The sequence below is a fragment of the Stenotrophomonas sp. YJH_SMC_17 genome (assembly GCF_059371655.1).
In genome coordinates this window covers 997,310-1,021,403 of sequence record NZ_JCAFUU010000001.1, presented here as the reverse complement: position 1 = coordinate 1,021,403, position 24,094 = coordinate 997,310, and the positions used below count along the sequence as shown (strand labels likewise).

20 protein-coding genes and 6 tRNA genes are annotated in these 24,094 nt (G+C 66.6%); 15 read left to right on the top strand and 11 right to left on the bottom strand.

Annotation, left to right across the window (positions count from 1 at the left end):
* Positions 1-35: 35 nt before the first annotated feature.
* The 9 genes from lpxH to AC5P8Z_RS04845 all read right to left on the bottom strand — a co-directional run bounded on the left by lpxH (position 36) and on the right by AC5P8Z_RS04845 (position 13,792).
* Positions 36-782 (bottom strand): UDP-2,3-diacylglucosamine diphosphatase, encoded by a 747-nt coding sequence (gene lpxH, locus AC5P8Z_RS04885; RefSeq protein WP_286071075.1) that lies wholly within the window; start codon positions 780-782, stop codon positions 36-38.
* Between the two features lie 67 nt (positions 783-849).
* Positions 850-1,389 (bottom strand): phosphatase PAP2 family protein, encoded by a 540-nt coding sequence (locus tag AC5P8Z_RS04880; RefSeq protein ID WP_099551270.1) that lies wholly within the window; start codon positions 1,387-1,389, stop codon positions 850-852.
* Positions 1,370-2,515 carry a glycosyltransferase family 4 protein gene (locus AC5P8Z_RS04875; protein ID WP_495228279.1) on the bottom strand — a complete coding sequence of 382 codons (1,146 nt, stop codon included), beginning with the start codon at positions 2,513-2,515 and terminating at the stop codon, positions 1,370-1,372. The genes AC5P8Z_RS04880 and AC5P8Z_RS04875 overlap by 20 nt, the downstream gene beginning before the upstream one ends.
* A gap of 158 nt (positions 2,516-2,673) precedes the next feature.
* The gene (locus AC5P8Z_RS04870; RefSeq protein WP_286071078.1) at positions 2,674-5,640 is read right to left on the bottom strand and encodes a TonB-dependent receptor domain-containing protein; all 2,967 of its coding nucleotides are present in this window, start codon (positions 5,638-5,640) and stop codon (positions 2,674-2,676) included.
* Positions 5,641-5,901: 261 nt separating this feature from the next.
* Positions 5,902-7,428, bottom strand: a complete 1,527-nt coding sequence (gene ppx / locus AC5P8Z_RS04865; RefSeq protein ID WP_286071079.1) for an exopolyphosphatase — start codon at positions 7,426-7,428, stop codon at positions 5,902-5,904.
* Between the two features lie 381 nt (positions 7,429-7,809).
* Positions 7,810-9,897 carry a polyphosphate kinase 1 gene (gene ppk1 / locus AC5P8Z_RS04860; protein ID WP_495228277.1) on the bottom strand — a complete coding sequence of 696 codons (2,088 nt, stop codon included), beginning with the start codon at positions 9,895-9,897 and terminating at the stop codon, positions 7,810-7,812.
* Between the two features lie 4 nt (positions 9,898-9,901).
* Positions 9,902-11,233 (bottom strand): phosphate regulon sensor histidine kinase PhoR, encoded by a 1,332-nt coding sequence (gene phoR / locus AC5P8Z_RS04855; protein WP_087921666.1) that lies wholly within the window; start codon positions 11,231-11,233, stop codon positions 9,902-9,904.
* Between the two features lie 106 nt (positions 11,234-11,339).
* Entirely contained in the window at positions 11,340-12,029 is a 690-nt protein-coding gene (gene phoB, locus AC5P8Z_RS04850) for a phosphate regulon transcriptional regulator PhoB (RefSeq protein ID WP_005408258.1), read from the bottom strand.
* Positions 12,030-12,145: 116 nt separating this feature from the next.
* The gene (locus tag AC5P8Z_RS04845) at positions 12,146-13,792 is read right to left on the bottom strand and encodes a M48 family metalloprotease (protein WP_164082273.1); all 1,647 of its coding nucleotides are present in this window, start codon (positions 13,790-13,792) and stop codon (positions 12,146-12,148) included.
* 142 nt (positions 13,793-13,934) lie between these two features.
* Here AC5P8Z_RS04845 and grxC point away from each other — a divergent pair, with 142 nt between their 5' ends.
* From grxC to AC5P8Z_RS04815, 6 genes are all read left to right on the top strand, one after another.
* Positions 13,935-14,225, top strand: coding sequence for a glutaredoxin 3 (grxC, locus tag AC5P8Z_RS04840; RefSeq protein ID WP_049400919.1), 291 nt, complete (start codon positions 13,935-13,937; stop codon positions 14,223-14,225).
* Positions 14,222-14,614, top strand: coding sequence for a carboxymuconolactone decarboxylase family protein (locus AC5P8Z_RS04835; RefSeq protein WP_164082272.1), 393 nt, complete (start codon positions 14,222-14,224; stop codon positions 14,612-14,614). Before grxC ends, AC5P8Z_RS04835 begins: the two co-directional genes overlap by 4 nt.
* A 318-nt stretch (positions 14,615-14,932) precedes the next feature.
* A complete protein-coding gene (locus AC5P8Z_RS04830) occupies positions 14,933-15,937 on the top strand; it encodes an isocitrate dehydrogenase (RefSeq protein WP_107229995.1) in 1,005 nt (334 codons plus the stop codon).
* 200 nt (positions 15,938-16,137) lie between these two features.
* A complete protein-coding gene (locus AC5P8Z_RS04825) occupies positions 16,138-16,881 on the top strand; it encodes an isochorismatase family protein (RefSeq protein WP_164082271.1) in 744 nt (247 codons plus the stop codon).
* Between the two features lie 53 nt (positions 16,882-16,934).
* The gene (locus AC5P8Z_RS04820) at positions 16,935-17,843 is read left to right on the top strand and encodes a LysR family transcriptional regulator (protein ID WP_286071081.1); all 909 of its coding nucleotides are present in this window, start codon (positions 16,935-16,937) and stop codon (positions 17,841-17,843) included.
* A gap of 25 nt (positions 17,844-17,868) precedes the next feature.
* Complete coding sequence (locus AC5P8Z_RS04815) at positions 17,869-18,630, top strand: TSUP family transporter (RefSeq protein ID WP_164082269.1); 762 nt, start codon at positions 17,869-17,871, stop codon at positions 18,628-18,630.
* Between the two features lie 3 nt (positions 18,631-18,633).
* On the opposite strand, the gene AC5P8Z_RS04810 is transcribed toward AC5P8Z_RS04815, so the two are convergent.
* Both AC5P8Z_RS04810 and AC5P8Z_RS04805 read right to left on the bottom strand, forming a co-directional pair.
* Positions 18,634-19,254: a flavin reductase family protein gene (locus tag AC5P8Z_RS04810; protein ID WP_295565447.1), complete on the bottom strand. Its 621-nt coding sequence runs from the start codon at positions 19,252-19,254 to the stop codon at positions 18,634-18,636.
* 70 nt (positions 19,255-19,324) lie between these two features.
* Complete coding sequence (locus AC5P8Z_RS04805) at positions 19,325-20,083, bottom strand: Bax inhibitor-1/YccA family membrane protein (RefSeq protein WP_164082267.1); 759 nt, start codon at positions 20,081-20,083, stop codon at positions 19,325-19,327.
* A gap of 179 nt (positions 20,084-20,262) precedes the next feature.
* Between AC5P8Z_RS04805 and AC5P8Z_RS04800 the strand changes: the two genes are divergently transcribed.
* The 9 genes from AC5P8Z_RS04800 (at position 20,263) to clpP (ending at position 24,027) form a co-directional block, all read left to right on the top strand.
* A tRNA-Pro gene (locus AC5P8Z_RS04800) sits at positions 20,263-20,339 on the top strand.
* 39 nt (positions 20,340-20,378) lie between these two features.
* Positions 20,379-20,455: transfer RNA gene (locus AC5P8Z_RS04795), tRNA-Arg, on the top strand.
* A 173-nt stretch (positions 20,456-20,628) separates the two neighbouring features.
* Positions 20,629-20,705 (top strand) — tRNA-His (locus AC5P8Z_RS04790).
* Between the two features lie 79 nt (positions 20,706-20,784).
* Positions 20,785-20,860: transfer RNA gene (locus AC5P8Z_RS04785), tRNA-Lys, on the top strand.
* Between the two features lie 197 nt (positions 20,861-21,057).
* A tRNA-Lys gene (locus AC5P8Z_RS04780) sits at positions 21,058-21,133 on the top strand.
* Between the two features lie 204 nt (positions 21,134-21,337).
* A complete protein-coding gene (locus tag AC5P8Z_RS04775) occupies positions 21,338-21,643 on the top strand; it encodes a hypothetical protein (protein ID WP_164082266.1) in 306 nt (101 codons plus the stop codon).
* A 110-nt stretch (positions 21,644-21,753) separates the two neighbouring features.
* Positions 21,754-21,838: transfer RNA gene (locus tag AC5P8Z_RS04770), tRNA-Leu, on the top strand.
* Positions 21,839-22,028: 190 nt separating this feature from the next.
* Positions 22,029-23,324, top strand: a complete 1,296-nt coding sequence (gene tig, locus AC5P8Z_RS04765) for a trigger factor (RefSeq protein ID WP_164082265.1) — start codon at positions 22,029-22,031, stop codon at positions 23,322-23,324.
* Between the two features lie 76 nt (positions 23,325-23,400).
* Positions 23,401-24,027, top strand: coding sequence for an ATP-dependent Clp endopeptidase proteolytic subunit ClpP (clpP, locus tag AC5P8Z_RS04760; RefSeq protein ID WP_004146318.1), 627 nt, complete (start codon positions 23,401-23,403; stop codon positions 24,025-24,027).
* Positions 24,028-24,094 lie beyond the last annotated feature (67 nt).

Here is a 24,094-nt window from a genome sequence, read left to right as displayed (position 1 = left end):
GCCTTGCGCGGCCGCGGATGTCCTGCCGGCAGGACTTACCCGCGGGCCAGGGTATCCAGCGACCAGCCGCTGGCATCCACGCGCAGCACCGAACCCTGCTCGTACCAGTCGCCCAGCACGATGCGGGTGCAGGCGCGGCCACCGGCCTGCAGCGAATGGATCGCCGGGCGATGGGTGTGGCCATGGATCATGGTGTCCACGCCGTGGCGCACGAAGGTGGCATCGACTTCGGCCGGGGCCACGTCGGTGACGGTCTCGAACTGCGCGCGATCACCCTGCTTCATCTCCGACTGGCGGGCCTGGCTGGCTTCGCGCGCCTTCTGCGCGAACGCGATGCGCGCGGCCAGTGGCTGCGACAGGAACTGCGCCTGGAACACCGGGTCGCGCGTCTGCGCGCGGAACTGCTGGTAAGGAATGTCGTCGGTGCACAGCAGGTCGCCGTGCTGCAGCAGCACCGGGCGGCCATAAAGTTCGATCAGGCACGGATCGGGCAGGATGCGCAGGCCGGCGCGGCGCGCGTAGTCCTCGCCAAGCAGGAAATCGCGGTTGCCGCGGATGAAGTACACCGGCACGCCGCTGTCGGACAGCACCTTCAGCGCATCGGCCACCGCATCGGCGGCAGGCGAGGGCGTGTCATCGCCAATCCAGGCTTCGAACAGGTCGCCGAGGATGTACAGCGCATCGGCGCCGGGCGCCTGCTCGCGCAGGAAGCGCAGGAACAGATCGGTGATCTCCGGACGGCTGGGGTCCAGGTGCAGGTCGGAAATGAACAGCGTGGTCATGCGGCCATTCTAGGACATCCACCGCCGGGCATGGCCCGGCGCCACCGAACGGATCTGACCCCGGGGGCTACACCGGCAACGGCAACCAGGCCAGGCTGGCCGAGGCCAGCCCGATGGCGATGCCGGTGGCGGCCAGCACGTCGCTGGGGTAATGCAGGCCCAACACCACACGCGACAGCGCCACGCCCACCGTGAACGGTACCAGCAGCGGCGCCAGCCACGGGTAGTAGGCCAGCGCCACGATGGTGAACGACACCGCGTGCAGGGTGTGGCCGGAGGGGAAGCTGAACTCATCCAGCGGTGCCACCCAGGCGCGGATGCGCAGGTCGGCCGCATACGGGCGCGGGCGCCGGGTCCAGCGCTTCAGGCCTTTGTACAGCAACAGCGCGGCCAGGCCGGTGGCGGCCATGTGCACGGACGCGCGCAGGCCGTCGAAGCCATCGAGCAGCACCAGCGCGCCCATCAGCACATACCAGAACACGCCATCGCCGAGCCGGCTGATGACCGCGAACAGGCGGCGCACGCGGCGGCGGCGGCAGTAGTGGTTGGCCCGCCGGCACAGGCGGGCTTCGCGGTCGGCCAGCAGTTCAAGCCGCGTTGTGCGCATGGCCGATCCTCCGCGACTGCGCCAGTTCGGCCAGCAGGGCATCGAATTCCGCCACCACCTGCTGCGGATGCAGGCGCTTCATGGCGCGTGCGGCGTTGCCGCCCAGCGTCCCGCGCTGCGCGTCATCCGCAGCCAGCTGCACGGCCGCTTCGATGAACTGCTCATCGTTGTCCACCGCGGCGCCATTCTCGCCATTGCGCAGGTACTCGCGGGCAGCGCCATAGTCGAAGGCCACGGTTGCCACGCCGCTGGCCATGCTTTCAAGGGTCACGTTGCCGAAGGTCTCGCTGCGGCTGGGGAACAGGAACAGATCGCCGCTGGCGAAATGGCGTGCAAGGGCTTCGCCGCGCTGGATGCCACAGAAGATGAAGTCGGGATTCTCGTGCGCCAGTTTTTCGCGGGCCGGGCCATCGCCCACCCACACGAAGCGCGCCTTGGGACGGATCTGCTGCAGGCGGCGGAATGCCTTTACCGCCAGGCCGAGATTCTTCTCGGCGGCGATGCGGCCGACGTAGATCGCCACCAGGCCGTTGCCGTCCACGCCCCACTCCTCGCGCAGCGCAGGATCGCGCCGGCCGGGATCGAACTGCTGGCTGTCGACCGCACGGGCCAGCAGGCGTACGCGTTCGAAACCCTGTTCGCCGAGAAACTGCTGCAGTTCGCGGGTGGGTACCAGCGTTGCATCGGCCTGATTGTGGAAACGACGCATCCAGCGCATCGCGGCGGCCTGCAGCCAAGCCACGCCATAGTCGGGCAGGTATTCGTCGAAGCGGGTGTGGAAGCCACTGGCCACCGGGATGCCGAGGCGCCGTGCGGTGCGCACCGCCGACCAGCCCAGCGGGCCTTCGGTGGCGACATAGACGGCATCGGGGCGTTGCTGCTGCCAATGGCGGCCGAGCCGGATCGGGGCCGGCAGCCCGAAGCGCAGACCGGGGTAACGCGGCAGGGCGGCACCCGGAACCAACAGGGTGCCCGCTGCGGAGTCCAGCGCTTCACTGGCCTGTCGCGGGCGGATCAGGTCGATCTCGTGGCCGGCGTTGCGCAGTCCCTGTTCCAGCCCCTGCACGGTCAGGGCAACGCCGTTCACTTCCGGCGGGTAGGTCTCGGTGACGATGGCATAGCGCATGGCGGGCCTCCGGGTTTCCGGCATGCTCGGTGCTGGCGATGTAGCCGATATGACCGCCTTGCGACCGGCAGATGACGCCGGTCGCGGCCGCTGCGGGCAGAAAAAAAAACCACGGCCCCGAAGGGCCGTGGTCGTGGAGCTTCAACAACGCGGATGGATCAGAAGCGCTGCTGGTACTTCATGTACATGAAACGACCGATGTCGTAGCCGCCGTAGTAGGAGAACGACGAGTTCGGCTTGCTGTACATCACCGGGCCTTCCTTGCCGAACACGTTGTTGGCGCCAACCGACACGGTGGCATCCCACGGCAGGTTGTAGCGGAACTGCACGTCATGGAAGGTGACCGCGCCACGCTCGTTGTAATCGCGCGTCCCCTTGATCCACGGGGCCATGAAGCCCGGATCGGAGCACTCATCCGCGTAACGGGTGGCGTTGAGGCAACGCTCCTTCACGCCGGAGTAGTAACGCGCGGTCCAGCTGACGCCGAAGTCACCGATATCCCAACCCAGCACCAGGTTCGAACGCACCCGGAAGGCCAGGCTGGTGTTGGTGCCGATGGTGTTGGCCACGCCGTTGATCGGGGTGGGCACCACGCCGGTATCGTTGGTGGAACGGTAAATGTTCTTGCTGACATAGGTGCTGGTCCAGCCAGCGCTCAGCTTGCCGTAGCTGGTATCGACGCGGTAGCTGACGTCGAGGTCGTAACCTTCGGTCTCGGCAAAGCCGGCGTTGCGGTTGCCGAACCTCAAGCCAGTGACGATGCCGGTGGCCGCATCACGCGTGAAGCGGCTGCAACGTGCCTGGATGCCCTGCTCGTAGCAGTCGGTGAGGATCTGGTTCGGGCTGTCATCGACGATGGTGTTGTCGATGCGGATCTTCCACCAATCCAGCGCAACGTTGAAGTTGCTGATGAAGGTCGGGCTCCACACCACGCCCAGCGTCTTGCTGGTCGAGGTTTCCGGGGTCAGTTGCGGATTGGAACCGGACACGAACGGCGTCGGCGTTGCGTCCTGCGCGGTGGTCACCGGCGTATTGCCCTGGCGCAGCTGACGGAAGTTGCCGGCATCGGCGATGTCGCGTGCGCAGCGTGCGCGGACTTCCGGACTGTTCTTGGAAGCGCCGAACACGGTGTCGCAGGGATCGCTGAACTGCGCGAAGGTTTCCGAACCGCCACCGTACAGGTCGCTGATGGTCGGTGCACGGAAACCTTCAGCCCAGGTACCGCGGACCAGCAGCTGGTCGATCGGCTTCCACTTGAAGCCGAACTTGCTGTTGAGGGTGTTGCCGAAGGTGTTGTACTCGGAGAAACGCGTTGCGGCGCTGAGGCTCAGTTCCTTGGCGCCCGGCAGGTCGGCCAGGATCGGCACGTTGAGCTCCAGGTACGCTTCCTTCACCGTGTAGCTGCCACCGGTCGGGCCAGCGGCCAGGTTGGTGGTGGCACCGGTCTGGGCCAGCGCGTCAGGCGTGTACTGGCCATCTTCCTTGCGGCTCTCAACGCCGAAGGCAAAGCCCAGGTCGCCCGCCGGCAGGGTGATGATGCTGCCCGACAGGTTGGCGAACGCGTTCTTGGTGGTGGTGCGGCCGGTGGTTTTCTCGGCCGGGAACAGCCAGGACAGCAGCTCTTCGTTGCCGGTCAGGCCGTACGGATCGTTCTTGCCAAACGGCACCAGCGGGTTCCACGGCTTGCAGCCATCGATGACCGCGCCCTGGCGGCCGCACATCACCTTGCCGGTGGCCGGGTCGAGGAACGACGGGCCCACGGCATCACGCACGCGCTTCTTGTGCAGGTTGCCGGTGGCGGTGGCGGTCAGCTCATTGCGGTTGTACTGATAGCCCACGTCCCAGTCGAAGTAGCGCTGGCCGATCTCGAAGGAGCCATCCAGCGACACCACCGCGCGATAGGTCTTCAGTTCGCTGGTGCTTACGCGCGGTACTTCCCAGGTGCGGCGGTTCCAGGACACTGCGGTCGGGTTGGCGTAGCCGTGCTGGCTGCCGAACGGGTTGAAGTAGCTGTCCCTGGACATCTGGCCAGTGGCGTTCGGGTCATTGGGGATGGACACCGAGCTGGACTGGGTCGGGTAGCCGGCGATCTGGCGCTCGGAGGAACGCTTGTTGTAGCCCAGCTCGGTACGCAGGTTGATGCTGTCGGTCAGCTTGAAGCGGCCATCGAAGTACACCGAATCACGCTTGATCGGGTACATGACGTGCATCTGATCGTTGGCATTGCTGACGTCGCCGGTGAACGGCGTCGTATCGGTCAGGTGGTAGTTGGCCGGGTTGGTCGGGTCGGCACCACGGTTGAGCGAGTAGCCGCAGCCCAGACGGGCATCGGTGCAGCCCGGCAGGCCCTTCAGGCCGGTGATCTGGCCCCACTGGCTCAGCGTGGTCCAGTTGGAGGGATCCTTCGGATTGTGGTCGCTGGTGCCGTACTTGCTGAACCAGCGGTCACGTGCCCACACGCCCTTTTCTTCGGAGTGTTCCAGCGCCAGGGTCAGCGACACGCGGTCGTTGCTCCAGCCACCGACCACGTCGAAGCGGTCGCGCGCGCCGTCCCCTTCGCTGTACTGGCCGTGGTAGACGTTGGCGGTCACGCCGTTGACGTTGGAACGGGTGATGATGTTGACCACGCCGGCCATCGCATCGGAACCATAGATGGCCGAGGCGCCATCCTTCAGCACTTCGATGCGCTCCACCGCCGACACCGGCAGCGAGGACACGTCCTGCAGGCCCGAGGTGCTGATGCCCAGGCGCTTGCCGTTGACCAGCACCAGAGTGCGCTGCGCGCCCAGGTTGCGCATGTCAATGTAGGTGCCGCCGGTGTTTTCGCCCGAGCTCAGTGCGTTGGCGCGGCTGATCGCCGGGCTGCCCATTGCGGTCACGTTCTGCAGGATGTCGGCGACCGAACTGAAGCCCTGGCGCTCGATGTCCACGCGGGTCATTGCCAGCACCGGCTGGGCGGTCTCCACATCGACCTGGCGGATGCGCGAGCCGGTGATTTCGATGCGATCCAGATTGGTCGGCGAAGCGTTGCCGCTGTCCTGGGCGAAGGCCGGCAGCGCGGCCACGGCGGTGGTCGTCACCAGGACGTGGGCAATGGCCTTGCCCAGCACGGTACGTGAAGTCATTACGTTCTCTCTCTCAAAGACGTAGGGAGATGCCCAAAAAAGCACCCAATTGCCCAGCGGAAGTGCGCCGGTGCCCCAATACTAGTCTCGGTAGTTAAGAGTTTGTAAATAGCCCGTGTCGAAATAATTCACCACGTGTCATGCTGGTGATGAAAATGTGAAGGAATTCGGGGGCTTGCAGATGAGATGCATCTATAGCGACGGTGGGTTGATGTTGCGGTGCAGCGCGAATTGCGCGCGGCCCGGGTCTCGCCCGGGCCGTCAGGCCACGAACGGCCGGAACTGGATGCCCAGCCCGGCGATGCCGTCGGTTTCGCCGATCAGGTCGGCGCGCAGCAGTGGGCGGGCATCGATGAAGGCCTGCGGCACGATCAGTGACAGTCGGTTGTCGTCGGCGGTCAGTTCCAGCGCCGGCAGCGGGGCGTCTTCATGGGCGCGGTTGAGCAGCACCGCCAGGCGCAGCAGGGCGGCCAACCGGCGCGCGGTCAGCAGCAGGCGCTCGGGCAGGGCGTCGAAGGCGGTCCGGGGTACGCTGCGACGATGGCTGCGCACCAGCGCGGCCAGCATCTGCTGTTCCTGCCGCGAGAAACCGGCGATGTCCGAGTGTTCCAGCACGTAGCTGCCATGCACGTGGTAGCCGCTGTGGGCAATCATCAGGCCCAGCTCGTGCAGGCGAGCGGCCCAGCCGAGCATGCGCGCATCGTCGGCATCGAGCTGCCAGCGTTCCTGCACCTGCTCCAGCAGTGACAGTGCGGTGTCCTGCACGCGGTCGGCCTGCACCGTGTCGATACCGTAGCGCTGGCTGAGCGCGGCCACCGATTCATCGCGCAGGTCGTTCTCACCGGCGCGGCCGACGATGTCGTACAGGATGCCTTCGCGCATCGCCGCCTTGCTGACCAGCAGCTTCTGCAGGCCCAGTGCCTGGAAGGCAGCCTCCAGTACCAGGATGCCGCCGGCGATGATCGGGCGGCGGTCGCTGGACAGCCCCGGCAACTGGATGTCGTCGATCTTCTTGGCTTTCAGCAGTTCGTCGCGCAGCTGCGGCAGGGCCTCGGCGGTGATCGCGCCCTTGCTCAGCTTCATGGTCGCGCAGATTTCGCTGATCGCCTTGTGCGTGCCGGACGAGCCAAGGGCTTCCTGCCAGCCGAGCGCGCGGTACTTGCTGGCGAACGGCTGGAACTCGCGGCCGATCTCGGCCAGCGCGTCCTTCCAGCGCTTCTTGCTCAGCTTGCCGCCCGGGAAGAAGCGGCGGGTGCTGGCGATGCAGCCGGCCTGCAGGCTTTCGCGCTCCAGGGTCTGCATGCCCATGCCGATGATGAATTCGGTCGATCCACCGCCGATGTCGATCACCAGCCGGCGCTGGCCGGGCTTTGGAGGTTGTGCGTGGGCCACGCCAAGGTAGATCAGGCGCGCCTCTTCGCGGCCGCTGACCACTTCGATGGCGTGTCCCAGCGCGGTTTCGGCCGGGACCAGGAACGACTGGGGAGAACGCAGCTGGCGCACGGTATTGGTGGCCAGGGCGCGCACCCGGTGCGGCGGCACATTGCGGATGCGCTGGCCGAAACGGGCCAGGCATTCCAGCGCGCGCTGCCGTGCGGCGGAAGAGAGTCCACCTTTGCCATCCAGGCCATCGGCCATGCGCACTGTCTCGCGCAGGCGGTCGATCACCCGCAGTTGGCCGAGCGTGTAGCGCGCGATGACCATGTGGAAACTGTTGGAGCCAAGGTCGATGGCGGCCAGCAGGTCGCCATCCTGCAATGCGGGCGGAGTCGTGGTGGTATGCGGCATGGGCGAATGTTAGCCGAAGGGGCGGTGTGCTCGTCACCGCGCGGCCTTCACATTTTGGAAGAAGGGAGTGCGGCAGGGCTGCGCCCTGCACCCGCAGAGGCAACGTCAACGTCAAAAGCGGGGTATCCGTGGGATGGCGGGGGTGGGTCCGGTTGCGGGGGGCGCCGTGAACCCATCCTTGGGGGCTTGGCCGCGGCATCGATGCCGCGGACTGATCTGGCCCCCCGCAACCGGACCCACCCCGCCTTCGACAGTTCCCTGCGATCTGCCGTTACGGCGTGCTGTGCGGCTGTTGGTGGGTGTCGACCTCGGTCGACACGGTAGATCCACGCCATGCGTGGATGAGTCCAAACGCGCCGACCTTGGTCGACACGTACCGGATCAGAGGCCCTGCATCAATGCCATCTGAGCAGAATGCGGGGCTTCGTCTTGGGCCGGTGCGCGCTTGTGGTACACGCCGTCGGCATCCAGCTCCCAGGCGTTGAGGTTGTCGTCCAGGTAGTTCTGCAGCACCTCGCGGTACACCCGCTTGGCCAGTTCCGGGTCAAGGATCGGGAAGCAGGTCTCGACCCGGCGCAGCAGGTTGCGTTCCAGCCAGTCGGCGCTGGCGCAGTACATCTCCGGCGCACCGTCGTTGCCGAACCAGTAGACGCGGCTGTGCTCCAGGAAGCGGCCGACGATCGAGCGCACGCGGATGTTGTCCGATACACCCGGCACGCCCGGGCGCAGGGTGCAGGCGCCGCGGATGATCAGATCGATCTGCACGCCGGCCTGCGAAGCGGCGTACAGCGCGCGCACCACCTGCGGTTCGTTCAGGGCGTTCATCTTGGCGATGATCCGCGCCGGGCGGCCGGCGGCGGCGATGCGCGTTTCGCGCTCGATGCGGCCGAGGATGCCGGTGTGCAGGGTGAAGGGCGACTGCAGCAGGCGCTTGAGCTTCATCTTCGACGCCAGCCCGGACAGCTGCTGGAACAGCAGGTGCACATCGTTTCCGATGTCCGGATCGGCGGTGATCAGGCTGATATCGGTGTACGCGCGTGCGGTGCCGCTATGGTAGTTGCCGGTGCCCAGGTGCACGTAGCGGCGCAGCTTGCGGCCCTCCCGGCGCACGATCAGCAGCATCTTGGCGTGGGTCTTGTAACCGACCACGCCGTACACCACCTGCACGCCGGCTTCCTGCAGGCGATCGGCCAGGCCCAGGTTGGCCTCCTCGTCAAAGCGCGCGCGCAGCTCGACCACCACGGTCACGTCCTTGCCGTTGCGTGCGGCCTGGATCAGTGCGTCGACGATCAGCGAATCCTTGCCGGTGCGGTACAGGGTCTGCTTGATCGCCAGCACGTTCGGGTCCACCGCGGCCTGCCGGATCAGGTCCAGCACGGCGGTGAAGGCATCGAACGGGTGGTGCAGCAGCAGATCCTGGCGCGCGGCCGTCTCGAAGATGCCGTCGCTGTCGCGCAGGGTGCGCGGGGTCATCGGCGGGTACTTCAGGTCCGGCTGTGCGATCAGGTCGTACAGCTGGATGATGCGGTTGAGGTTGACCGGGCCATCGATGCGGTACACCGCGTTTTCGGTCAGGCCGAAGTTCTGCAGCAGGGTCCGCACGATCTCCCGCGGCATGTCGTGGGCGATTTCCAGCCGCACCGCCGGCCGGTAGCCACGGTCGACCAGTTCGTCGCGCAGCGCCAGCGCCAGGTTCTCCACTTCTTCCTCGTCCACCACCAGTTCGGAGTTGCGGGTGACGCGGAACTGGTAGGCGCCCTGGACTTCCATGCCCGGGAACAGTTCATCAACGAAGGTGGACAGCACCGACGACAGGAACACGAAGTTCTGCGATCCACCCAGCTTTTCCGGCAGCTGGATGATGCGCGGCAGCGAGCGCGGCGCACGCACGATGGCCAGGTGGCCGGCGCGACCGAACGCGTCGGTGCCCTTCAGTACCACCACGATGTTCAGCGATTTGTTGAGGATCTTCGGGAACGGATGCACCGGGTCCAGGCCCAGCGGCGACAGCACCGGCATGATCTCGTTGCGGAAGTACGCGCGCAGCCAGCGCTTCTGGCGGTGGTTCCACGAATGGCGGCCGAGCACGCCGATGCCGGCGTCCATCAGCGCCGGGCGCAGCGTCTCGTTCCAGCAGCGGTACTGCTGGTCCACCAGTTCGGCGGCACGGTCGTGGATGGCGGTGAGGATGGCCTGCGGGCTCATGCCGTCCGGCGCCGGTGGCAGGCCGAATTCCTGCGCATGGCGCACGGCGGCGGCGCGGATCTCGAAGAATTCGTCCAGGTTGGTGCAGGAAATGCACATGAAGCGCAGGCGTTCCAGCAGCGGCACCTGCGGGTCCATCGCCTGCGCCAGCACGCGGAAGTTGAAATCCAGCTGCGACAGTTCGCGGTTGATGTAGAGCGCCGGGTCGCGCAGCGGATCGTTGTCCGGGCTCACGGGGAGGGGGAGGGATCCGAGGCTGCTCATGGCGTCATTCTTCGATGGAAGTCAGGGGGGCGGACTCGCGCGGGCGCACGTGGTCGGCATCGAAATGGCAGGAAAACACCGAGCCCTTGCCGACCTCGCTTTCAATCTCCAGCCGCGCGTGGTGCAGGCCGAGGATGTGCTTGACGATGGACAGGCCCAGTCCGGTACCGCCGCTTTCGCGGGAACGGCTGCTGGAGACACGGTAGAAACGTTCGGTCAGGCGCGGCAGGTGGGTGGCCGGAATGCCGTAACCAGAGTCGCGCACCGCCAGCACCGCGCCGTCGCCTTCGCGGCGGAATTCCACCGCGATGCGACCACCGGCCGGCGTGTAGCGCACCGCGTTGGTGACCAGGTTGGAGAAGGCGCTGTGCAGTTCCTTGGTCGAACCCTGCAGGTCGACACCGGCGAGGTCGTCGATGCTGATCTGGTGGCGGCCCTGGCTGTGCGCCTCGGCCTCGCGGCGCAGCGTGGCCAGCATCGGCTGCATGGCCACCGTCTCTTCCTCGCTGTGTTCCTGCGATTCGAGGCGCGACAGGGTCAGCAGGTCTTCCACCAGCTGGGCCATGCGTTGGCTCTGCTTGCGCATCTCTTCCAGCATCGGACCGGTGCCCGGGAAATCCTCCGGGTCCATCATGTCCAGGTAGCCGTGGACCACGGTGAGCGGCGTGCGCAGTTCGTGTGAAACGTTGGCGACGAAGTCGCGGCGCACCTGTTCCAGGCGCAGCAGCTTGCTGACGTCGCGGGCGATCAGCAGCCAGTAGTCCGACGAATAGGGAATCAGGCGCAGATTGAGGCGGATCGCCGGGTCGACCGGTGAGGGCACGTCCAGGATCGGCTCGGCGTTGCGACCGCCGGCCAGCCAGTGGGCCAGCGGCATCGGCTGCAGGCGCTCGACCAGCGCCTCGCCGAGATCACCCGGATGATGCAGGCCGAGCAGGGCGGTGGCCGCTTCGTTGAACCACTGCACGCGCTGGCTGTTGCGGTCCAGCACCACCACCGCATCGGGCAGCGCGGCGGCGGCGGCGCGGTAGCTGCGCAGCATGTCGAGCAGGCGGCGCTTGCGAACGCGCATTTCCACCTGGTTGCGGTACAGCAGGCGGTCCAGCTCGTTCCAGACGCCGGTGCCTTCCTCGGCGGTGTCCCAGCGCTGGCGCGCGGTCAGCCGGCGCAGCACGCTGCGCAGGCGCCAGTAATGCCAGGCCAGGGTGGCCAGTGCGCCCAGTGCGATGCACAGCCACAGGTGACCCGTGAACCACCCCACCAGTCCGGAGAACAGCAGTACCGCGGCAACGGTGGCCAGGGTCTTCAACCAGGCAGAGCGGATGTGGCGGGGCATTGCGATCTCGTCGTTGAGGTGCGGCGGTTCACTGGGGTGAACCGAGGGTTATAGCAGAGTTACCGGCGCCGGCACCCGCAGGTGCGCGGCGCCGGCACGACGAGACTCAGGTGGCAGTGGAGAAGCGGTAACCGGCGCCGCGCACGGTCTGCACCATGTTCTCGGCGTTGAACGGTTCCAGCGTCTTGCGCAGGCGGCGGATGTGCACGTCGATGGTGCGCTCCTCCACGTACACGCTGCCGCCCCACACGTGGTCCAGCAGCTGGGCGCGGGTGTAGACGCGCTCGGGGTGGGTCATGAAGAAGTGCAGCAGGCGGTATTCGGTCGGGCCGATCGGCACCGGCTGGTCGTTGGCGAACACGCGATGGGCGGCGCCGTCGATGCGGATCGGGCCGACCGCCACGCTGCCGTCTTCGTCGTCCTCGCGAGCGCGGCGCATGACCGCACGGATGCGGGCCAGCAGTTCGCGCGCCGAGAACGGCTTGACCACGTAGTCGTCGACACCGGCTTCGAGGCCGCCTACGCGGTCGTTCTCTTCGCCGCGGGCGGTCAGCATGATGATCGGCACTTCGCGGGTCAGGGTTTCCTTGCGCCAGCGGCGGGCCAGGTCCAGGCCGCTGGTACCGGGCAGCATCCAGTCCAGCAGGATCAGGTCGGGAACGCGGTCGGCGATCGCGGTCTGGGCCTCGCGGGCGTCGCCGGCGTGGACCGGTTCGTAATCGCCCTTGCGCAGGGCGAAGGCGACCATTTCACGGATCGCGGGCTCGTCATCGACGATCAGGATGCGTTTCTGCACGAGGACACCGTAGGGCTCGGTTACTGGAGTGGTGCCAGTAGACTACGGTTTGATGACATGTTTGTGACTGTCTGGCCGGAACCGGTCGGGATTGCCATCGACCGGTCATGCAGCGCTCAGCGGCGGTCCAGGTCCGGGTCCTGCACGCCCTGGCGGCGCAGTTCCAGCACGGTGGGGGTGATCGCCTCGATGCGCGCATCCACCCGCGCCCGGCCCACGTAGTCCAGTGCCGGGTTGCGTTTGAGCGCCTGCAGCTGCATCAGCGACTGCTCCGGGCGGCCGCTGAGGAAGGCGGCCTCGGCATAGGCTTCGCTGGCGCGGACACTGTCGCCGGCCAGCTCGCTGGCACGGGCGTATCGCTGCTGGAAGACCGGATCGTTACCACTTTGCGACAGCAGGGGCCGCAGCATGGCCTGCGCACGCTGGCCGGCCTCGCGGGTGCCCTGTTCGTTCAGGATCTCCGCGTACGTCAGGGCCACGGGCCGGCTGTTGGGGTGCTCGCGCAGCAGCTGCTCGAAACGGGTGTTGGCCTGTGCGCCCAGCCCGGCGCGTGATTCGGCCTCGCCCAGGCCCAGTGCCAGCCACAGGTTGTCCGGACGGGTCTGCAGCAGGCTGGCCAGGGTCTGCCGGGCCTGCGCGGCACCGCTGCGGCCGCCGCGCATGACCGCCAGCGCCTGGCCGTAGCGCTGGGCGTCGTTGAGGCCGTCCTTCTGCCGCTTGGCCATGTCCGCATACTCGCGCTCAAGCTCGGTGGTGGAATCGGCGCTGAGCACCCGCAGGCGCTCGCGTGCCCACTCGAAGTCGCCGCTGGCGCCACGGGCCAGCTGGCCCATCGGAATGCGCAGCACGCTGCCGGGCAGCAACGGGTTGTTCCCGCGCAGCAGCGGCTCGGCCAGGCCCGGGTCGGCCGGATTCACCCGCTCCTTGCGCTCGCCGCTGGGAGTGCTGGTGGTCAGCAGCACCGTGTCCTTCTTCATCTGCTCGGCGCGGGCCTTGGCCTCGCTGATGCGGGTGATGTTGACCGGGTGGGTGCGCAGGAACTCCGGCACGCTGTAGCCGCCCTCGTTGCCGCGCATCGCCGCCGACATGCGCTCGAAGAAGCCGGCCATCGCATCCACGTCGTAGCCGCTGCGCGACAGGGTGCGGATGCCGAGACGGTCGGCCTCGGACTCGTTGGAACGGGTGTAGTTGATCTGCCGCTGCTGCATCAGGCCCATGCCCGAGCTGATCGCGGCCATCGTCGCGTTGCCGGACGACGTGCTGTTGCTGGCCTGGGCGGCCACCACCGCCGCCAGCATGCCCAGCAGGATCGGAATCTGGTCGCGCTGGGCGCGCTCGACCCCGCGCAGCACGTGCTGCTGGGTGACGTGGGCGATTTCGTGGGACAGCACCGCAGCGACCTCGTCCTCACGCTCGGCGGTCAGCACCAGGCCGGCATTGACCCCGATGTAGCCGCCCAGCGTGGCGAAGGCGTTGATCTGGCGGTCCTTCATCACGAAGAACGTGTACGGCTGGCGTGGCTGGTCGCTGTTGGAGCCGAGCCGGGTGCCCATGGTCTGCAGCCAGTCGTTCACCAGCGGGTCGTCCAGCAGGTAGCCGTAGTTGCGCAGCTCGCGCAGCATCATCGCGCCGTACTCGGCCTGGCGCGCCGGGGTCAGCAGCTCGCCGGCCGAGGAGCCGATGTCGGGCAGCTTCTCCTGGGCCTGGGCCAGCGGCATGGCCAGGGCCAGGGTGACGGCGGTAGTCAGCAGCAGGGCTCGCAAGCAGGGGGTCCTCGGGCAGGGCGCGCCCAGCGTGGCAGGGCATGGCGCAACCATTCGTTAATCCACAGTGTTGCGGCGGTGGCGTGGAAATTCCAGCGCACCGGTACCATATGTAGACCGTCGATCCATCGTGGAGTTTCCCGTGACAGCCCAGACCGCCGGCGGTGCCCCCGCCATCACCATCTATTCCACCGCCGTCTGCCCGTATTGCGTGGCCGCCAAGAACTTCCTGAAGAGCAAGGGCCAGCAGTGGACCGAGGTCCGCATCGACCTGGACCCGGTCGAGCGCGAGAAGATGATGGCGCTGACCCGCCGCACCAGCGTGCCGCAGATCTTCGTGGGTGATGTCCATGTCGGCGGCTACGACGACATGATGGCCCTGCACCGTGAAGGCAAGCTCGAGCCGCTGCTGGCCGGGCAGGGCCAGGCATGAGCGCGGCCGACGACGGCAGCAAGGACCGCATCGCCGAGTTCACCGAGTTCCGCAAGCGCATGAACGAGCGCATCCTGGGCGAACCGAACCAGGTCGTGCGCCGCTTCTTCGCGCTCGACACGCAGACCTACCAGGCCGGCGCACTGGACGTGAAGACCAAGGAGCTGCTGGGCCTGGTGGCTTCGATGGTGCTGCGCTGCGACGACTGCATCAGCTACCACGTGGCCCAGTGCAAGGACGCCGGGGTGACCCGCGAAGAGTTCTTCGAGACCTTCTCGGTCGGCCTGGTGGTGGGCGGCTCGATCGTGATCCCGCACCTGCGCCGCGCGGTCGACTTCCTCGACCAGCTCGAAGGGGGCGCCGCCGCCCCCGAAGCGCACGAGCACTGAGGTAGCGCCGGGCCATGCCCGGCGGAGACCTGAACGAAAAGCCGCCGGGCATGGCCCGGCGCTACCGGATCACGGCCGCGCACCGGGGCATTTCCCGCGATCCAACCGCCCAAAAGCCCCTTCTTGTTGAAGGGGCGCGCCGACAGGCGGGGGTAGAGGAGGAATGCGCGGGCAATTATGCCTTTGCCGGGGTCAGGACCATGGTCTACTTGGGTAGCCGGGCCCGGCTAAGGCATAATTGCGGGTGAAACTTCCTTTGCGCCGGCGTTTCCGGGCACGTCCGGACGGCGTTTTTCCCCCTGTTCGGAACATCGATCAATGACGCAGAAAATTACGGTCATCCGCGGCGACGGCATTGGCCCGGAAATCATGGACGCCACCCTGTTCGTGCTCGACCAGCTCAACGCTGGCCTGGAGTACGAAGACGCCGACGCCGGCCTGGTGGCCCTGGAAAAGCACGGCGACCTGATGCCGGCGGTGACCCTGGAATCGATCGCGCGCAACAAGGTGGCGCTGAAGAGCCCGCTGACCACTCCGGTCGGTGGTGGCTTCACCTCGATCAACGTCAGCCTGCGCCGCCACTTCGACCTGTACGCCAACGTGCGTCCGGCCCACACCTTCCCGAACACCAAGTCGCGTTTCGACAACGTCGACCTGATCACCGTGCGTGAGAACACCGAAGGTGCGTACCTCGCCGAAGGCCAGGAAGTGTCGGCCGATGGCGAGACCGCCTTCTCCGGCACCCGCATCACCCGCAAGGGCTCCGAGCGCATTGTGCGCTATGCCTTCGAGCTGGCCCGCAGCGTCGGCCGCAAGAAGGTCACCGCCGTGCACAAGGCCAACATCATCAAGTCGACCTCGGGCCTGTTCCTGAACGTCGCCCGTGAAGTGGCCGCGCAGTACCCGGACATCGAGTTCCAGGAAATGATCGTCGACAACTGCTGCATGCAGCTGGTGATGCGTCCGGAACAGTTTGACGTGATCGTCACCACCAATCTGTTCGGCGACATCATCTCCGACCTGTGCGCCGGCCTGGTGGGCGGCCTGGGCCTGGCCCCGGGTGCCAACATCGGCAAGGACGCGGCGATCTTCGAAGCCGTGCACGGTACCGCGCCGGACATCGCCGGCCAGGGCAAGGCCAACCCGTGCGCGCTGCTGCTGGCGGCCGCACAGATGCTGGACCACGTCGGCCAGCCGGAAAACGCCGAGCGCCTGCGCAAGGCCATCGTGGCCACCATGGAAGCCAAGGACTCGCTGACCGGCGACCTCGGCGGCACCGGCACCACCATGAGCTTCGCCAAGGCCATCGCCAGCCGCCTGTAAGCAGCTGGTCGACCTCGGTTGGATCCCAGCGGGGCGCCTTCGGGCGCCCCGTTGCGTTTTGCGGTAGATCCACGCCATGCGTGGATGACGGAATGATCGGTTGTGCGGTTTTCGCACAGATCATGTGCCGCCGCACGGCTGGTTCGTGCGCCAATCGCTCCGCATCCTGTGCCCCGCACCCATCGCACAGGAACCCTCTTATGAACCTCACCGCCTTCGGCCTGGCCAGCCTGATCGGCATGGCCGCCACCGCCCCGGTCGCCGCCGCCGAACCGTCCCATCCCACCATCCGCCACATGGCCGGCGCGCCGGTCGCGGCCTCGCTGGATGCCGCGAAGACCGCCGTGCTGGTGATCGACTTCCAGAATGAATACTTCGATGCCAGCGCCGCGCCCGGCTTTGCCGGTGGCCGCATGGTCATTCCCGATGGCGTGGCGGCACTGCGCCAGGCCACGCGCGTGGTCGAGTTCGCCGATGCCAATGGCATCCGCGTCATCCATGTGCAGCACGTGCTGCCGGCCGGCGCGCCGCTGTTCGCGCAGGGCAGTGTCAATGCCGACTTCCATCGCGACCTGCAGCCGCGCGAGGGCGAAACCGTGGTGCAGAAGGACAACGTCAGCGTGTTCGCCGGCGCCTCGGCCGCCGTGCTCGACACCGTGCTGAAGGAGGCTGGCATCGACACCCTGATCGTCACTGGCCTGCAGACCCATGCCTGCGTGGCCGGCGCGGCCCGCGATGCCGCCGCTGCACCGCGCGGCTACCGCGTGATCGTCTCATCCGACGCCAGTGCCAGCCGTGACCTGGACCTGGCCGATGGCCGTCGCATCGAACATCGCGCGCTGCATGAGGCATCGCTGGCGCAGATCGAAGACACCTTCGGTGATGTCATGCGTACCGACGCGATCCTGGCGCTGCCGGTGCGCAAGGCCGGCGACGGCGCTTGATAAGCTGGCAGGGCCCGCATGCCGTGGGCCCTGCCAGGTGGAGCCGCCCGCTGATGGATCATTTCGCCGCCCTGCGTGCGCTGCGCGCCATCGTCGATGCCGGCAGCTTCACCGCTGCGGCCGAACGCCTTGGCACGACCCACTCGGCGATGTCACGGCAACTGCGGCAGCTGGAAGATCACCTGCAGGTTCGCCTGCTCGACCGCAACAGTCGGCGGCTGTCGCTGACCGAAGCCGGGCGCGACTACTACCGGGAGGCCGGCGTACTGCTCGATCGCCTGCAGGAAGCGGACGACCGCGCGCGCGCCGGGCAGGCGCAGCCCAGTGGCGCCTTACGCATCAGCGTGCCGCAGGTGGTCGCCAGCCAGGAGCTGCCCCAGTGGTTGCCGTCGTTCCTGCAGCGCTACCCGCAGGTCTCGCTGGACCTGTCGGCCGATGATCAACTGGTCGATGTAGTGGGGGGCGGTTTCGACCTGGCCCTGCGCATCGCGCCCTCGTTGCCGGACAGCCAGCTGGTCGCGCGCGAACTGGCCAGCTGCCCGCGCATCCTGGTTGCTGCGCCGGCCTATCTGGCACGTCGTGGTCTGCCGCGACAGGCTGCGGATCTCGAACAACATACGCTGCTGGGATTCAGTCCCACGCCGTCAATGCCGCCCTGGCAGCTGCAGGGGCCACGCGGTGCCAGCGTGAGCATCGAGGCCGGCCAGCGCCTGCGCGTGGATGCCACGCCCGCGCTGTATGCCGCCGCGCTGGCCGGAATGGGCATCAGCCTGTTCACCGCACTGACCGTACAGGAGGACCTGCGCGCCGGTCGTTTGATCCGCGTGTTGCCGGCCTGGCATGCCGGTCAGCGCCGCTACTTCGCGCTGTATCCGCATGCACGGGCGCTGGCACCGAAAGTGCGCGCGCTGGTCGAGCACCTTGCGGCGCACTACGCTGCACAGAGGGGCGTGGCAGGTTAGCCGCGCGGTTGCAGCCGAGGTGGTGATGGAGTCGGTGTATCTGCTGGTCGCGCTTGGCGCGATCGTCGCCGGATTCGTACAAGGCTTGTCCGGCTTCGCCTTCGGCATGGTGGCGATGTCGTTCTGGGCATGGGGGCTGGAGCCGCGGCTGGCGGCGACGCTTTCGGTGTTCGGCGCGCTGGTTGGCCAGCTGGTGGCGGTGTTCACCGTGCGCCGCGGCTTCAACCTGCGCCTGCTGCTGCCGTTCGTGCTGGGCGGGCTGGCCGGCATCCCGATGGGCGTGATGGTGCTGCCGCAGCTGGACATGGCCTGGTTCAAGGCGCTGCTGGGGGGCTTCCTGGCGCTGTGGTGCCCGGTGATGCTGATGGCGCGCACATTGCCGCCAATCACCGTGGGTGGCCGTGTGGGCGATGCGATCGCCGGCATGGCCGGCGGCGTGCTCAGTGGCATCGGCGGTTTCGCCGGACCGGTGCCGACGCTGTGGAGCACGCTGCGCGGTTTCGGCAGGGACGAGCAGCGCGCGGTCATCCAGAACTTCAATCTGGCGATGCTGGCGGTGACCATGGCCACCTATGTCGGGAGTGGCCTGGTGACGCGGCAGATGCTGCCGTACTTCGCCATCGTGGCACCGGCGATGCTGGTGCCGACGCTGTTGGGCGCGCGGGTCTACATCGGCATCAGCGAAGCGCGTTTCCGGCAGGTCGTGCTGAGCCTGCTGACCGCCTCCGGCATCGCCCTGCTGGCCTCCTCGCTGCCGGTGCTGTTGTCCCGTCCTGCCGGCGGCTGAGATTCAGGCCGGGCGGAACATGCGGAAGCGTTGTTCAGCGCCGATGCGGAAGTAGTCGGCGGGACCTCCGCCGCGCAGGATCGGCGCCGCCGCGGCGGTGTCGTAGATGCCATCGACGAGCAACCGTTCATCGATATGCACAGCGACCACTTCGCCCAGCACCAGCCAGCCGTTGGTGTCCTGGCCGGCGGCATCGCGCAGGCGGACGATCTGGGTGCAGCGACATTCCATGCTCACCGGGCTCTGTGCCACGCGGGGTGGCGCGACCTCTGTGGAGGCCAGTGGCGTCAGGCCGGCCAGGGCGAACTCGTCGACTTCCGGCCCGACCGCACGGCAGCTTTCGTTCATCGCCTCGGCCAGGTCGAACGTGGCCAGGTTCCAGACGAATTCACCGGTCGCTTCGATGTTGCGCAGCGAGTCTTTGCGGCCCTGGCTGGAGAAGCCGATGATCGGTGGGGTGTAGTTGAAGGCGTTGAAGAAGCTGTAGGGCGCCAGGTTCAATGCCCCTTCGGCGTCGCAGCTGGAAATCCAGCCGATCGGGCGTGGGCCGATGATGGCGTTGAACGGGTCGTGCGGCAGGCGGTGGCCGTCGGCCGGGCGGTAGCTGTGGAAGGTGTGGGGCATGGGGCGGGATTCCAAAAAAGAAGCCGTGGCCCTCGCGGACCACGGCTTGTCGTTCACGACCTGATGGGGCTCAGCGCTGCTGGATCTTCGACAGCAGGCGCAGGAACTCCACATACAGCCAGACCAGGGTCACCATCAGGCCGAATGCGCCATACCACTCCATGTACTTCGGCGCGCGCTGGGCCACGCCGGTTTCGATGAAGTCGAAATCGAGCACCAGGTTCAGCGCGGCGACGACCACCACGAACAGGCTGAAAGCAATGCCCAGCCAGCTGGAATCGTGGATCACCGGCACATCGATGTTGAAGAAGCCGAGCACGAACGAGGCCAGGTAGAGCAGGGCGATGCCGCCGGTTGCTGCGACCACGCCCATCTTGAAGTTCTCGGTGGCCTTGATCATGCCGCTGCGGTACGCGAACAGCAGCGCGGCCAGGGTGCCGAAGGTCAGCAGCACGGCCTGGAATACGATGCCCGGGTACTTCATGTTGAACAGGGCCGAGACGGCGCCCAGGAACAGGCCTTCGACCAGCGCGTACATCGGTGCGGTGACCGGCGACCATTCCTTCTTGAAGATGGTGATCAGCGCCAGCACCAGGCCGCCGATCGCGCCGCCCATGGCGTACACCTTGGCCGCGTCCATGACCTGGTCGTACTCGTCGACCGACTGGCCCCAGGCGAACGCCGCGGTCAGCACGGTCAGCAGCAGCAGGATGCCGGTCTTGTTGGCGGTGCCGTTGAGGGTCATCACCTGGTCGGGGCTGGTCACCACCGAGCCACTGGCGAGGTCGAGGAAGGTCGACTCGGAAAGAGCCGGGTTGCCGCTGCGCATGCGTGTTCTCCGTGCGAATGAGGGGCTGGACGGCCATCCGGCCGATGACCGGGAGCATAGCCGATGGCTGCGCGTGGTGCCGTACCACGCGTCGGGTCCGGGTCGCCGCGTTGACAGTTCATGATGCGCTTGGCCACAATGACCAGCTCCCCGGGCCTGGCCCGAGGGGATTGCAAGACCGGGGTATAGCGCAGTCTGGTAGCGCGCCTGCTTTGGGAGCAGGATGTCGGGGGTTCGAATCCCTCTACCCCGACCAATCCCACGCCACGTCGGATTGGACACCGTTCCGGTTCGGGCGCCCGTAGCTCAACTGGATAGAGCACCGGCCTTCTAAGCCGGCGGTTACAGGTTCGATTCCTGTCGGGCGCGCCATTGGCGAGGCACCGGGGTCGCATCGACGGATGTGAAGAAGTGCTTGCAAAAGCGTAAAGACTCCACCAGAATATCGGACTCGCTTCGGCGGACCGGAACTTCGGTGACAGTCTCCAGGCAAAGGTTTGAAGTTCCCGCGTCGGCAGTAGCGGCGTGGAGCGAAAGTTTCAGTGGTGGCTGTAGCTCAGTTGGTTAGAGTACCGGATTGTGATTCCGGTGGTCGGGGGTTCGAATCCCCTCAGCCACCCCACTGATTCAACCGCGTCGGCGCAGCCGAAACGGTATTGCAATAAACAGAATGCACGCTACAATGTGCGTCTGAGTTTCACGGGCCGTTAGCTCAGTTGGTAGAGCAGTTGACTCTTAATCAATAGGTCCAAGGTTCGAATCCTTGACGGCCCACCAAAACGGAAGCCACCTGGTACGCCAGGTGGCTTTTTTCTTATAAGTGTGACCCCTTCGTTTCGATGGATCACATGCTGCAGAACCCCGCCTGGCGCGGATCTGCAGCAGCAGCGGGACCGCAGTGCTGGTTTCAACGACGTTGAAAAAAGTGCTTGCGCCCTCCGAGCGGATCGGGTCATAATTCGCGCCCCGATTTCGGGCTGTTAGCTCAGTTGGTAGAGCAGTTGACTCTTAATCAATAGGTCCAAGGTTCGAATCCTTGACAGCCCACCAGACGAAAGCCACTTGGTCAGCCAAGTGGCTTTTTTCTTGCCTGTGGCCGGGCTGTGGGCGTGGATCCACTGAAGCGGCGATGAAACCGGGGTCATACGCGTCATCAGTGTTTTCAATGCTGTGCGCTGCTTCTCACCGCTTCGTGTCCTGCATCGCACTCAATGGTTCTTCCGCGCCGATGGCGCATGCATGAAGAAGAATCTGATGACCGATATCAACCGACGCGTTTCAGGGGCGCTGGTTCTGCTCGCGCTGGCGGCGCTCGCTGCCTGCAGCCCGCCGGGCGACCCGGCGCAGACCGTGCAGCGCGACGCCGATGCGCAGCATGTTCCCGCACGTCCTGTCGGTGAGGCGATGGAGATGCAGCCGGCGGCACCGGCTGAAGGCGTGACCCAGCCCGAAGCGGTGCAGCTGCGCCGGACCGACGGCGGTGGCATCGAGGTCCGCAACGTGGACGCAGCAGGCGGGCAGGGAGCTGACGCAGCGCCCGCCGCACCCCTGAAACCCTGATCCAAGGCCGTCCCGGGCGGCTGCCGGTCGCCCGGGATGGCAGATTCAGCTTTGTGCAGGCCTTCCGCTTCCGGCCCCCGCCTGCGACAATGAACGCCTGTGCCGGCCACGCGAAAGTGGCGGAATTGGTAGACGCCCTGGATTTAGGTTCCAGTGCCGCAAGGCGTGGGGGTTCGAGTCCCCCCTTTCGCACCAGTGCCGGCCTGTCTCCCCGCCCAGATCGGGCCCGCTGCGCCCCTTGACCGGCACGCGCTGGCAGTGCAGGCCAAATTGGGCGAAACTAAAGGGCTGCGGCAAGCAGGCGCGTCCCAGACGCCGTGTCCTTACAACCGTTTCATCCCAATCATCGAGCCGGGGGCCTGGGCCACCGGTGGCAGGAGTCAACATGCAAGCTTCGATCGAATCCACCGGCAGCCTGGAACGCCGCCTGAGCTTCTCGCTGCCGGAAGACCGTCTGCAGAGCCACATCGTCGGCCGCCTGGGCGAAATCGCCCGTACCACCCGCATCAAGGGCTTCCGTCCGGGCAAGGTGCCGGCCAAGGTGATCGAGCAGCGCTTCGGCGCGCAGGTCCGTGGCGAGGCGCTGGACGGCCTGCTGCGCGAAACCTTCGACGCGGCCGTTCGCGAGCACGACCTGCGCATCGTCGGCAGCCCGCGCATCGACAAGGGCGACGAGGGTGAATTCTCCTTCGTGGCCACCGTGGAAGTGGTGCCGGACTTCGGCGACATCGACGTCAGCAAGTTGACCGTCGTGCGCCACACCGCCGAGATCACCGACGCCGACATCGACCAGATGATCGAGAACCTGCAGAACCAGCGTCGTACCTGGGCCCCGGTCAGCCGTGGCGCGCAGGACGGTGACCTGGTCGCGGTGGAAACCTGGTCGCAGGCCGGCGAAGAGCGCCTGCCGGCCGAGGGCACCGAGAAGGGTTCGATCGTGCTCGGCCAGGGCATGATGTTCGAGACCATCGAGAAGGGCCTGGTCGGCCTGGCCAAGGGTGAAGAGAAGACCTTGGACGTCGAGTTCCCGGCTGACTGGCGCGTGCCGGTGCTGGCCGGCAAGACCGTGCAGGTCACCGTCAAGGTTGCCGAAGTCTCCGAGCCGGTCGTGCCGGCGGTAGACGAAGCCTTCATCAAGAGCTTCGGCGTGAAGGGTGGCGATGTGGAGCAGTTCCGCAGCGACATCCGCGCCAACCTGGAGCGCGAGCTGAAGGGCGCCCTGATGAACCGCCTGCGCCGCGAAGTGGGCGAGCAGCTGATCGCCGCCTATTCCTCGGTGGAAATGCCGCCGCGCCTGGTCGAGAACGAAGCCCGCGCCATGCTGGCCCAGCAGGTTGAGCAGATCCGCCGCAATGGCCAGAACGTCGGCGAGATCCCGGCCGACGCCCACGAAGGCTTCAAGGACGCTGCCGCCAAGCGCGTGCTGGTCGGCCTGCTGGTCGGTGAAGTGGCCCGCATCAACGACCTGCGCCTGGAAGCCAAGCGTCTGAACGAAACGATGCGCCTGATCGCTTCGACCTACGAAGAGCCGGACCAGGTCATTGAGATGTACCGCAATGACCCCCAGCTGATGTCTGGCCTGCAGAACCGTGTGATGGAAGAGCAGGTGATCGACTGGATCGCCGAGCGTGCCCAGCACACCGAAGAGAAGCTGTCGTTCCAGGACGCGATCCGCCAGTAAGCCCGGGCGGATCACCGGATGCCCCGCGCCTTTGCCGGCGCGGGGTTGTTGCCCCCCAAGATAGGTACCTCACGTAATGGACAACCGAACCAAAGCCCTGAACCTGGTTCCGATGGTGGTCGAGCAGACCAGCCGCGGCGAGCGTGCCTACGACATCTATTCGCGCCTGTTGAAGGAGCGCCTGATCTTCCTCGTGGGCCCGATCGACGATCACATGGCCAACGTGGTGGTGGCGCAGTTGCTGTTCCTGGAATCGGAAAACCCGGAAAAGGACATCAACATCTACATCAACTCGCCGGGTGGCGTGGTCACCGCCGGCATGGCGATCTACGACACCATGCAGTACATCAAGCCGAATGTGAGCACCACCTGCATCGGCCAGGCTGCCTCGATGGGCGCCCTGCTGCTGGCCGCAGGCGAAGCCGGCAAGCGCTATGCGCTGCCCAACTCGCGTGTGATGATCCACCAGCCGTTGGGCGGCTACCAGGGCCAGGCCACCGACATCGACATCCACGCGCGTGAGATCCTGACCCTGCGTTCGCGGCTGAACGAGGTGCTGGCCAAGCACACCGGCCAGTCGCTGGAGACGATCGCGCGTGACACCGAGCGCGACAACTTCAAGAGCGCCTTCGAGGCGCAGGCCTACGGTCTGGTCGACCAGGTCCTGGAGCGTCGTCCGGATGAGTCGATCCAGGCCGGCTGACCGGCCTTCACGGGGCCATGGAGGCCCCGTTCCTGCAGGGTCGGGCGGGACTGGCGTCCCCTCGGCC